This window comes from Apibacter sp. B3546 (assembly GCF_009827885.1).
In the GTDB taxonomy this organism is placed as follows: Bacteria; Bacteroidota; Bacteroidia; order Flavobacteriales; family Weeksellaceae; genus Apibacter.
In genome coordinates, this window is sequence record NZ_WINW01000002.1 from 34,862 (window position 1) to 47,934 (window position 13,073).

General features: G+C 26.1%; 8 protein-coding genes and 1 tRNA gene. 5 read left to right on the forward strand and 4 right to left on the reverse strand.

Annotated elements, in window-relative coordinates; genetic code table 11:
* Window positions 1–128: 128 nt before the first annotated feature.
* Window positions 129–2,933, reverse strand: coding sequence for a DNA primase (gene dnaG / locus GFU93_RS00340; protein WP_160566015.1), 2,805 nt, complete (start codon window positions 2,931–2,933; stop codon window positions 129–131).
* A gap of 77 nt (window positions 2,934–3,010) precedes the next feature.
* Complete coding sequence (locus GFU93_RS00345; RefSeq protein WP_160566018.1) at window positions 3,011–3,229, reverse strand: hypothetical protein; 219 nt, start codon at window positions 3,227–3,229, stop codon at window positions 3,011–3,013.
* Between the two features lie 147 nt (window positions 3,230–3,376).
* Between GFU93_RS00345 and GFU93_RS00350 the strand changes: the two genes are divergently transcribed.
* The 3 genes from GFU93_RS00350 (at window position 3,377) to GFU93_RS00360 (ending at window position 6,494) form a co-directional block, all read left to right on the forward strand.
* Entirely contained in the window at window positions 3,377–3,730 is a 354-nt protein-coding gene (locus GFU93_RS00350; RefSeq protein ID WP_160566021.1) for a hypothetical protein, read from the forward strand.
* Between the two features lie 238 nt (window positions 3,731–3,968).
* A complete protein-coding gene (locus GFU93_RS00355; RefSeq protein ID WP_160566023.1) occupies window positions 3,969–4,172 on the forward strand; it encodes a hypothetical protein in 204 nt (67 codons plus the stop codon).
* 471 nt (window positions 4,173–4,643) lie between these two features.
* The gene (locus tag GFU93_RS00360) at window positions 4,644–6,494 is read left to right on the forward strand and encodes an acyltransferase family protein (protein ID WP_160566026.1); all 1,851 of its coding nucleotides are present in this window, start codon (window positions 4,644–4,646) and stop codon (window positions 6,492–6,494) included.
* A 443-nt stretch (window positions 6,495–6,937) separates the two neighbouring features.
* On the opposite strand, the gene GFU93_RS00365 is transcribed toward GFU93_RS00360, so the two are convergent.
* A complete protein-coding gene (locus tag GFU93_RS00365; RefSeq protein ID WP_105297537.1) occupies window positions 6,938–7,663 on the reverse strand; it encodes an SHOCT domain-containing protein in 726 nt (241 codons plus the stop codon).
* Window positions 7,664–9,337: 1,674 nt separating this feature from the next.
* Window positions 9,338–11,782, reverse strand: coding sequence for a cation-translocating P-type ATPase (locus GFU93_RS00370; RefSeq protein ID WP_160566029.1), 2,445 nt, complete (start codon window positions 11,780–11,782; stop codon window positions 9,338–9,340).
* A gap of 152 nt (window positions 11,783–11,934) precedes the next feature.
* On the opposite strand from GFU93_RS00370, the gene GFU93_RS00375 reads away from it, so the two are divergent.
* Both GFU93_RS00375 and queG read left to right on the forward strand, forming a co-directional pair.
* Window positions 11,935–12,006 (forward strand) — tRNA-Arg (locus GFU93_RS00375).
* A 94-nt stretch (window positions 12,007–12,100) separates the two neighbouring features.
* Window positions 12,101–13,027: a tRNA epoxyqueuosine(34) reductase QueG gene (queG, locus tag GFU93_RS00380; protein WP_160566033.1), complete on the forward strand. Its 927-nt coding sequence runs from the start codon at window positions 12,101–12,103 to the stop codon at window positions 13,025–13,027.
* Window positions 13,028–13,073 lie beyond the last annotated feature (46 nt).

Sequence of the window (13,073 nt, forward strand, 5' to 3'; positions counted from 1 at the left end):
TCTTTTCCTTCAGTTATATACTCTGTATAATCATCATAACCGATAGTAGGATTATTATTTTTGTTTGTAATTTGTTTTTTTGAGTATTCCATTTTTTTATAATTTAGTTTATTTTTATCTTGATTTATTTATAAAGATTTACTTTCTGTTAATACGTCTGAAGAATTAATAATCAATTCTTTACAAAGACTGTAAAAATATTCTTGCGTAAAAGGAAAATTGAACTTATCCCATAAAATATAAATCGGTGTTAATATTGCCAGGTAATTATTGATCATACGTTCTTGAGCTTCTAGTCCGGCAAGATCTTTTTTAAGTTGTTTGGCAATTGATGAGTATATTTCATCAAGTTTAGTTACAACAACTTCTCTATACCTGATAATATCTAAAATAAGCGAGGACAAACCGGTTTCTTCCCAACTCTTTAATAAATTATATTCTTGAATTTCTTCCGTTGTATAAGGCTTTTTAATAAAAGATAAAAGTAAAGATCTGGTAGCTAAGGAATTATCATCGCGTACCGGATAATATTGACCGGCATATATTAAAGATGAATTAACATTTGTAATTGAAGTTCGATTATCAACGGTAGCTTGCCCTTTTTCTCGTCCTCGTCCGTCATAAGCTCCTTTCATCGATTGAAACATAACATCGTGTATATTATCGTGATATTCTTCTAAAAAGGATATTGCGTTTTTTGTTCGAGCCAGTCTTCTGGTAAATCCTACAACGGTTCCCGAGTTTAAATCAAATGGATTCATCTTATAGAAGAAAAAGTTATGCAAAGAGTCTCCAAATCTTGATTTTCCGGATCCTTTTTCTCCGAATAATCCTAAATGAGGAAAAAAAGAAAATCTTTTAATTAAAATATCGCGAAATAAAGAAGCAAACACAAAGCCTATCCCCACAATTCCTTTATCTCCATATACTTTTACCAATTGAGACATCCATTGATTTATACTTATCGGGGACTTTCTATAAACAAAACATCTGTCGTTTTCGTACGGGTCATCATCTTCTCTGTTATATTTATATATCTCAGAAAAAGCAGGGGAGTAATAATGTTTAATGTTTTCTCTATATTCTGAATTTTCTTCATCCAATCCTTCAATCTGAATAATTCCATATTTATTGGTTCTTTTAAATTGATTTTCAAAATAAATTCCATCAGCAAAAGCAAAAAAACCTTCATTTTGCCAGCCTAATGTTTTTAACTCATAGGCCATTATGAAATCATTTAATATTTTTTTTGTAACCAATTTAAAATGCAGTGTAGATACATTACCTTCAAAGAAAAAAAATCCTTCTTGAATTAATGTTTCTTGTATTTTAGAAAAATTAACAAAATCTTTAGAATCAAAATCAATTAAGCGTTTATGGCCTAATTCATTAGTGATTTCACAAAGCCTTTTATTATCATTTCTTCCGTAGATGTGAAATAAGGCTTGAATAACAAAATTGGTCCCTTTAAAAAAATTACCATCTTTTGATTGGAAAAAATAGGCTTTATCTATTTCACAAAATCTATCTTTAATGTATTGTTCTTGATTCGCCCCGGGAGGAAGAAGAACATCTAATTTTACATTAGTAGTAGTAGATAAATCAGTTTTAGTTGATTTTAAGTTATCAAGCTTTTCATCTACAATTTTTTTTAAAACGGATTGTTTTTGTTTTAAAACTTTAGAAAGATCTTTAATATATAGATCTCTTTTAATTTCATCGGAAATAACACATAGAGTATCGCATATTTTTTGCACCGCAAAAGATATATCGTCAGGCGTTTCGCAATTTTTAATCAAATTTACAGCCTTCCAGTTTACGGCATCAGTCAAATTATCTTCTACCCATTGGATTAATTCAGTTCCTTTTTCACGCGCAAGATCATCAGGATCTTTGCCTTCGGGAGAAATAATAGTAGAAACTTTAAAGCTTTCCTTTAAAAGAATATCAATATCTCTAAATGTAGCTTTAAGTCCGGCTACATCTCCATCTCTCCATATTATTACATGGGCGCACAGTTTTTTTAATATTTTGGTGTGTTCAACAGTTAAAGACGTACCGCAAGTAGCAACAGCAAAAGACACCCCGTTTTGATGTAAAGAAATTACATCTGAATATCCTTCAACAAGAATAACTTTATTTTGTTTCCTTATCTCTCCTTTAGCCTGGTAAAGACCATAAAGGACCTTACTCTTATTATAAAGTATGGATTCAGTCGAATTTAAGTATTTGGCATACTTTAAATTTTCCGGAGCATCATTTCTTCTGCCACCAAAACCAATGACTTCTCCATAAAAATTTTGTATTGGAAAAACAAGACGGTCAATAAAAAAATCATAAGCTAGTTGATTTATTTCATTGGTTTTTGTCAGACCTAATTCTTTTGCTGCTGCTAAATAGCCTAATTCGATGGCTTCTTTCGAAAAAGAATTATTTTTTTCTTTAGGCGCATATCCAATTTTAAATTGAAGTATAGTTGAATCATCCCATTTTCTATTAGAGATCATCTTCTGTGCCCAATGTGTTGGAGGCAATTCAGAGAAAAACTTAATATATTTATCACAGGCTAATTGTGTTATTCTTTTTTTTATTTGATAATCTTCATATTTATTTTTCTCCTCATCATTGGTAAATTCTTCGTATTCTATAGCAATATTATTTAGTTTGGCCGCCTCTAACAATGCTTCATAAAAACTTATAGATTTGTATTCCATGATAAAATTAATGGCACTACCTCCTTTCCCTGTTGAAAAATCTTTCCAAATTTGTTTAGACGGGGAGATCATTAAAGAAGCTGTTTTTTCTGAGCCAAAGGGAGATAAAGCGCTATATCCTGAACCTGATTTTTTAATGTTAACATATTTTTCTATAACACTAACTACATCAATAGCATCCAATATTTTATCTATACACTCTTTCTTTATATATTTCATATTTTATTTTTTTTAAAGGAATCCTTATAAAAGGATTCCTTATAAACAAGAAAAAAAGATCACTAACTATAAACTATCTATTTTATAGATTCTAAAATTTCATTTATTTTATCTAAATGCGGTTTTATTTTATTTTGACATTCAAAATAGTCCTTACTAATAGTTTCGGCCGTTGTACTTTTCGCTTTTTTTGACAAAATTTGTCGAACAAAAGTTTCTGTGACTTGCCACTTTGCTGCTATTCTTTTAATTAATAGAATATTCCATTCATTTTTTTTGCTAGATTTGTTGTTCATAATTAAAAAGTATATCGACTTATATTTTATTTGAGAACAAATATAGTATGATATTTTCATACTAGAAAGAAAAAAGTAAGATATTTTCATACTGAAACAAAAAAAATATAAGATTTTCTCATACTTTATTTATATAATCTATTAATAATGAATGATATAGATATTTTATTAAAAATTTTTGAATACCTTTTTGATAATAAAATTATAAGAAGCCAAAAAGAATTTGCCGAAATCATAGGTGAATCAAAGGTTGGTTGGAATGATATTAAAAAAGGAAAAAAGAAAGTATCTATTATTCACTTACGTCATATAGCTTCAAGATTTAAGGAATTTAACCGAAACTTTATATTCATGGGAGAGGGGACCTTGTTAGAAAAGGAAGAATTAAATAATCCAGCTGTTGTTGAAAAAAATGCAGAAAATTCAAAAGATAGCGACAAGTCATTGTTACAAAGAATTGAATTTATAGAGAAGCGTTTAAAAATAACAGATAAAAAATAGAACAATTCCATAACCCATATATTTATATATACTTGAATTTTAGTATTGTAATTTCTTTTTTTCAATCCCTCCGTGGTCACAAAACAAGAAAAAAAAAACACTAAAATTCAAGTAACCTACTGAANATAATAGGGTATATAAGTAAAATTCGTTGAGTTATAATTTGGCTTTTTTTTAAATTTTTAGAACAGAATATAGAACAAGAATTTTTTTTGTTCTAAAATAAAAAAAAGTNAAAATGTCAGATCCATACGAAAAAATATTAAATGCAATCCCAGAAGAAGATTTGAAAAAAATATTGAAAAAAATGGGGTATGTTAAAGTAAAAGAAAAGGAAGAAAAAAAATTAAAACCTAAGCCTATGACAGAAAAACAAAAGATAATGGAAGAGTATAGGCAACTACTTTTAACGAAATATTTTAAATCAAGAAATACAAAGTAGTAAGAATAAATTAAATTTTTATAAAATACTCATTTATTAAAAAAGAGAGGGTACTAAGAAAATTTAACTAGTTAATACAATTTTACATTAAATTTTTACTACTTCCGTTTTATTTACTATTTCTAATTTCCAATAGTCTTTTTAATGTTTCTGCTCAATATCAAATCCCCCTCTTGAAGACTTTCTTTATTACTATTATCCATACTATTGCCCTTAACTTCAATCATAATAAAATATCCCTTTAATTTTCTGTCAACAGATATAGGATAGGTAGGTAAATTTTTTATAAAATCTGTATTATCAAAATTTTTTTAATTATCGGAAATAGCATATTGGCAAATAATCGAAACTTGCATCTACATAATGCCTGCTTTAAGTTTTAAAAATTTTTTTCGGTAAATTATTATGGATTTGTTGGTAATGAAAGCGTAAGAAAAAATAAAAATTAATAGGAAATTTATATTTTTGAAAATGATTACTAAATTCAGATACGATATTTCTTTTTTAAGAGCTTTTTCTGTTATCTCAGTCTTATTATACCATTTTAAATTTTCTTATTTCAAAGGAGGATTTATTGGAGTTGACATTTTCTTTGTAATATCTGGTTATTTAATGTCAAAAATCATTTTATCAGGATTTGAGCAGCATAATTTTAATTTATTGAATTTTTATAAAAGTAGAGTTTTAAGAATATTTCCTGCATTATTAGTAATGATTTTGTTTTTTTCAATAATCGTATTTTTTCTTTTACCAACTCAATTTTTAGTTTATTTAAAAAGTGCATTTTCCAGTAGTTTGTTTTTTTCTAATATTTATTACTACTTGAATAGTGGGTATTTTGATCAATCTTCTCAATATAATTTTTTACTTCATACATGGTCTTTAGCTGTTGAGTGGCAATTTTATCTTATATATCCCCTTCTCTTGTTGATCCTAAGAAAACTATATTTAACCAATAGATGCCTATTTAAAAAATTTTATTATTTATTAATATTATTTTCTCTTATTTCAATGTTATATCATAACAGTAATAGTAATTCCTTATCATTTTATATTTTTTATACAAGAGCCTGGGAGATGATGTTGGGAGGAGCAGCTTTTCTAAATGAAAATAAATTAAAAAAAATATCTGAAAAATATAAAATATTGATCACCATTCTTTCTTTTATCGTGATTATTTATTTCACTTGTATAAATGATTTCAATGGTATTTGGCCGAATTTAATAACTATTATTCCGGTATTTTGTATTTCAGTAATAATTTCTATAAATTATGATTTTAGTATATACAAAAGTAAGATGGTTAATCACATTGGAGATTTATCCTATTCCATATATTTATACCATTGGCCATTTTATGTTCTAAGTTTATTCTTTGCTTTAGATACACGGGTTAGATACAGACTATTATTTATTTTATTGTCAATTATAATTTCAATTTTATCTTTTCATTTTGTTGAAAAAAGAAAATATGATAAAAAAGTTAAATATTTGTTATCAGGCAGCTTTATATTATTTTGTATTTCATTTGTTTTAACAAAACTTGATGCTAATATTTATTTTAACAAAATTGGAAATCTGATTAACATAACAGCTAATTATAAATATAGTAATGAGGCTAATGAACAGTACAATTTGGGCAAAAAACATCTATTATCTACTCAAAAATTTGAAGATTATAATATAAAATATTGGGCAGTAAAAAATGATAGATTAAATGTTATATTATTGGGTGATAGCCATGCAGGAATGTTTTCCAAAACAATCAATAATCTTTTAGAAGAAAATAATATAAATTGTATACAAGTGACAGCAGATGCTACATATCCCATGTTGCATTCGAAGAGTCAATTTAAGGGGCCAATTAGCTTTTTTAACTATTTTTTTAAGATATATTTCCCTTTAAATCTTGAAAAAATTAAATTAGTTTTAATAAGTGCTAATTATGCAGCATATTCTAAAGATGAATTAATAAAAAAAATTAATTTTACTGATACGTATTTTAACAAATACAATATTAAAGTACTTTATTTAGGTCAAACAGATATTTATCCAATAGATTATCCAACCTATTATTATTTAAAAACCACCTATGGTAATGAATATAAAAATGATATAAAAAATAAAGAAAATTTAATTGAAATTAATAATTTCTTAAAACACTATTTGGGTAATAAATATATTGATTTAATGAACTATAAAATTAATAAGATATCTCCTAATTATATTCCTTATATGTATGATACGAATCATTTAACTTATTATGGTACAGAACAATATAAGCATCCTATAAAAAACAGAATATTAGAAGTAATAAATTAAAAAATTAAACTTTTTTATTTGTTTCTTATATCTTACTTGGAAATATGAATAAAATCGTTCTCAAAATGTAAGTAAGAACCATGAGATAAAATATAAATAGGTAAAATAAATATGAATCCTGAATTATCTAAACTATTTGAATAATAAGAATAAGCTTGATTGAGGATTGGATCCTAATAATATTTTGAATCAGTTTTTCAATCTTAATTATTTTAGTTTAAAATACATATAGTTTATTTCAGGATAACCTCTTTCTCTATATAACGCTAATTTTCACTAATTGTATAGTTTATAGACGCATTCAATCTTTATTTACGAATAATAGTTTTACCTAAAATGAATTTTCACATTTATAGTATGATTTAAAACTTTTTTAATTCTAGATAGATCAATAGATCATTTTAAATAAAAAAGTTTAAAATATATTTTTAAATAAAGATTTGTTAAGTATTTAATATTTTTTGTTTTTGAGAAAGATATTCTGTTTCTGTCAAAATTCCCTTTTCTTTTAATTCATGTAATTTCAATAATTGATTTGAAATTTTAAAAGAAATATCTTCAGATAAATTTTTTGGAGTATGTTTAATGATCATATTTATGGTATCTTTTATTTCATTAGCATCTCGAACTCCTATTTGATATACTTTTCTAATAAATAATTTACTTATATCAACTCTATGTCTTTTAAAAAAAAGCATTGTACCAGGGTCAAAACAATCAATTAGTACCGCTGAATTATTTATATCTTTAATAAATATTTTAACACATACTTTTGTAACATATTTTTGTTTATGATGAGACTTGGTTGAACCTCCTACAACTGTTCCAAACAAACCAAAAAAAATACGGCTAAAAAAACCTCCTGCTACAAATTTCCTATTTGATAAATTAAAATATGTTATATCTTCAATGAATTTAACACCTAAAATATCTTTGAAATCAATATATATAGGTTCAGATTTACCTTTTAAAATAGCTATCTGTTTTCTTTTATCATCTACATTAAATGTGTAAAATTTACTATAACCAATAATCGTTTTTGAAGGAGTAAAATTATTATTAGATTTTAAAGGATTATCTTCGTCAATACGGCATTGAGATATTTCATAATATCTCCATATAATATACAAAATTGCTAATGTTATAATAATGATAATAAAAATTTTCATTTTAATTAAATTAATATATTATTGTTATTTTTTTATTTCTAACTAATTAAGATTTAATATGTTCATTCAAACATTTATGAAAGACCATAATCCCTAATCTAAATTTTTTAGTAATTTTTAATAAAAAGATATAAGGTTATTCATAAATTTTAAATAAAATTTCAATTATATTATATTTTTTTAAGAACCAATTTTTTGAAGAGCAATTCTTCTATTTAATAAATAATAAAGCTTTACAATTTTTTATTATAAGATATTTATAATATAATTTGAATTAAAGAATCTATATATTATCATTTTAAAAATAAATCTCTTTTTAATATATATATTCTTATTTTTTTTCAAATATATAAATTATTTTATTTATTTAGCTTAATAAAAGAAAAAAATTATTTTCTTTTAATATAAATATTTTATGATCTCTTATACATTGCTTTATTCATAAGAGATAAATCATATTTTAACTATTTTAAAAATTTAATATAACTTATAAATATTTTTAAAACGTTTTATTAAAATATATTGATTAAATTAAAATAATTGATTATATACAATTTAAGTTTAAAAAAGAGGTAAGAAAAATCTTATCTGAACTTAAATTAATTTTATATTTTATTAATCTAACAATTAAATACTATACATATAAAATTAAGATAGCTAAGTTGGATACATAACATTTTGACAAAAACATGGAATTATATTTGTATATATAAGTAACAATTATTAAATAAAAAAATCCTGAGTTTTTATCTCAGGATTTCTTAAAGACTAATCAGATGGTTCTGCAAGTGATATATTTTAGATTAACATTCAAATTATATATATAAAACTCTTACTATTGAAAAATAACTTGTATATGATATTTTTTGAAGTTATAAAAAAATAAAAAGGTTAGATTACGGAATTCCGTAAAATAAAAAATAATATTATAGTAAATTAGGCTTTTCTTACTATGGAAGTGATATTTTTATGTGTTATTTATTTTTTAAAAACATATTTTTTACTATAAGTCATTTATATTATTAGATAGGATAATTTAATATTATATTACATAGTTAATTTTAAATATTGATAAAATTTTTTTATTAATAAAGTAAGCTTAAAAAGCTGTTAACTAATATTTTTAAAAATCTTCTCTGGGTAGTAGAGGATCAATTTTGTTAAATATATACCTTCACTATTTTAAATTAATACTTAACACTCTTCACTGCATTTTATCATAAAAAAACTAAATTTTATTTTTAATAATTTTTACAGTTTTAATAAATAAAATAATAATATGAATTATATAAAAAAAAATAAATATTTTTTGATTAAATCATACTAAAATTTTATAATATTTGTATATGATAAATATTATATTTATATAAATAAAATAATTTTATATATTTGTAGTATTAAAATAACAGATAGTTAATTTATTTTAATTTTTATATAACCTAATTTAGTATAAACCTTAAACACTAAACTTTATGAAGCATATTAGACCCTCTATTTCATTACTCACCTTAATTTATTTTATAGCAATGATTTGTGCTGTATATGTTAGTATACGTATTTTAATTAGATAATAAAATAATTATAGATTAATTTTATTTTTTGAGTTTTGTATTATAGCCTCCTATTATAGGAGGCTCTTTTAATTTGTTAAAAAAGGAATTAATTATTCAACATTTATTTTTTTAATTTTAAAAGCAAACTATTACTAACCACACTAACGCTGCTTAAAGCCATGGCAGCACCGGCAACCATTGGATTTAATAAAAAGCCATTGATAGGATATAATATACCCGCAGCGATAGGAATACCTATTATATTATAAATAAACGCCCAAAATAAATTTTGTTTAATAGTTTTAACCGTTTGCTTGGAAAGTTTAATTGCCTCAGTTATTTTTTGAAGATCTCCTGAAATTATAGTCATTTTAGCAACATCAATGGCAATATCAGATCCACGACCCATTGCGATACTAACATCCGCTTGGGCGAGGGCAGCACTATCATTAATACCATCTCCGACCATAGCCACAATTTTATTTTTAGGCGAAGCTTGAAGTTTTTTTATATAATCAATTTTATCCTGTGGAGAAACCTCGGCTTTAAATTTGTTAATTCCTACTTCAGTAGCTACATAATTAGCTGTAGTAGGATTATCTCCCGTTAACATATGAACCTCAATTCCTAACATTTTAATCTGCTTAATAGCAGTTAGGGAAGTTGGTTTAATCTTATCTGAAATAGATATTCCTGCAAGTATAGTATTTTCATTAGCAAATAAAATAGTAGTAGTAGCTTGTTTAAACTTATTATCTAACCAATTTTTAACTTCTTTATCAATGGGAACTGAATGTATAGATAACAAAGAAAGATTTCCAATAAAATATTTTTGATTATTGTAAATACCAATAATTCCTTGCCCCGATACATTTGTAATTTCCATGTCAGGAATAAAAGTTATGCTTTTATCATTCAAATAACTAACAATAGCCCCGGCTAAAGGATGTTCAGAGGATCGTTCAATACTATATAAAATATTTTTTTCTAGATCATGCGTTGAACTAAACCATTTAAAATCTTCAATCTGAGGTTTACCTTCTGTAATCGTACCGGTTTTATCCAAAACTATCGCATTTATATTTTTTGTATTTTCCAAACTTTCTGCATCTTTAATTAAGATACCTTTTTCCGCACCTTTACCGATACCTACCATAATGGCTGTTGGAGTTGCTAATCCTAAAGCACACGGACAAGCAATAACCAATACGGTTACAAAGCTTTGAAAACCATAAATTATCCCTTGTTTACCGCCGAAAATAATCCAAACAATCATCGATAAACAAGCAATAATAAAAACTGTAGGAACAAAAATTCCTGCAATTTTATCAACCAATTTTTGAACAGGAGCTTTACTGCCTTGTGCTTCTTGCACCGTTTGAATAATTTGAGATAAAAGAGTATCTTTACCCACTTTATCTGCATGAAATTGAAAACTTCCTTTCTGATTAATCGTTCCTGCAAATACTTTTGAACCTTTCACTTTTTCAATTGGAATGGGCTCACCACTGATCATACTTTCATCAACATACGAATTACCCGATAGAACTGTTCCATCCACCGCAATCTTTTCACCCGGTTTTACTAAAATGGTCATTCCAATTGAAACTGACTTAATAGGAATTTCATTTTGCTCATTTCCTTGAATTACAGTAATTGTTTTAGGTTGTAAACCTATTAACTTCTTGATGGCATAAGAAGTATTCCCTTTTGCTTTTTCTTCTAATATTTTACCTAATAAAACGAATGCAATAACTACAGCTGAAGCTTCAAAATATACATGCGGTTGCAATCCGCGTTTAATCCAAAACGAAGGAATTAATGTATTAAAAACGCTAAAAATATATGCGGTTCCCGTACTTACCGCTACCAGGGTATCCATATTGGCGGATCTATGTTTTGCTTGTTTATAAGCTCCCTTAAAAAATTGTTTTCCAAAAATAAAAACAACCGGTGTAGCTAAGATCCACATGATGTAATTTGCCCAATGTTGATGCATGAGTGACGGTGTCATTCCTATAATTAGTAAAGGAATGGAAAAAATCATGGCACCGATGGTTTTCCTTTTTAGAGCTTTGTAATGATTTTTTTGTATTTCTTCCAATGAATTTTGCGAATCATCATTTTCTTTGATAATCAAATCATAACCTGCTTCTTGGAGAGAGTCTTTCAATTTTTGCGGGGTTATCATTGAAGGTATGTATTCAATGTATGCCATTTCATTTGCATAATTTACCGAGGCGTTTATTACGCCCGGTTGCATTTTTAGAATATTTTGACTGCTATTGGCACAAGATGCGCAACTTAAGTTGAGTAAAGGAAAGTTGTTTTTAGTAACCGGAACTTTAACTTGTAAGTCTGTTAGAATCGGAACAGCCTTGGCTATGGCTTCATCAGGGTATTTACTGGTTATACGGATCCTTTGATTATTTAATTCTAAATTGCATGTATCAATTTCTTTTATAGATTGTAAAGCTTGGGTAATCTTGGAAACATCAGATTCATCAATGTTATTATTGAAGGGTATGTAATAATATACCGGATTATTTTTTTTAGAAGAATTCATAATTTTATTTCAGACTGAATATAAATTTAACTATCTATTTACCTATACAAAAGTAGGTTGAAAAGTATTGGAATATGTTATACAATTATGGAATAAATTTATAGTACAAAATTTCCTTAGTTTTTCATATTTTTGCAAAAGATTTAAAAAAAGGCCTCATAGTTCAATGGATAGAACAAAAGTTTCCTAAACTTTAGATGTGAGTTCGATCCTCGCTGGGGCTACTACGAAAAGACTTAATCTATTGTTTGCAGTATTTTGAGTCTTTTTTTATGTACTTGACCTTCACTATTATAATTTATCTATACTACAAACCAATTGAATAAAGAGCAACTTACATATTTCATAAAAGAAAAAGCCAAAGAATATTCTTTTATAGGATGTGGGATCTCTCGTTCAATATTTTTGGAAGAAGAAGCTCCAAAATTAGAAAAATGGCTTAAAGAAGGTTATCATGGAAACATGAAATATTTGGAAAATAACTTTGATAAAAGGCTTAATCCCGGATTACTTGTAGACGGTGCAAAATCAGTTATTTCCTTTTTATATAATTATTACCCGCAAGAAAAACAAAACACAGAAAGTTACCATATTGCTAAATATGCATATGGAGAAGACTATCACTTAGTAATACGTGAAAAATTACAAAAATTTGTAGAAGAAATCCAAGATAAAGTCGGTCAATTTTCCTATAGAGTATTTACAGATTCGGCTCCCGTGATGGAAAGAACATGGGCGCAAAAATCCGGCTTAGGTTGGATCGGAAAAAACTCACTCTTATTATCCAAACAAAAAGGTTCATTTTTTTTTCTTGCTGAAATCATTTGCGACCTCGAATTGAACTATGATGAAGCTTTTCCAACCAATCATTGCGGAAGCTGTACCCGTTGTATGGATGCTTGTCCCACCCAAGCCATCATATCTGAAAGGGTCATAGATTCCACAAAATGTATATCCTATTTAACCATAGAATTAAAAGATCAGATCGGAAAGGAGTTTGATGGAAAATTGAAAGATTGGATTTTTGGATGCGATATTTGTCAGGATGTTTGTCCGTGGAATAGATTTTCTACACCGCATACAGAAGAAAAATTTAATCCGCATCCCGATTTGTTATCCTATACTAAAAATGATTGGAATGATATTAGTGAAGAAGCCTTTAAAATACTATTTAAAAATTCAGCTGTTAAACGAACCAAATTTTCAGGTTTTCAAAGAAATATTCTCTTTAACAAAAAAACATAACCGTATTTACTTAATTATTCTTATCTATGGGTTTAAAATAAAAAAC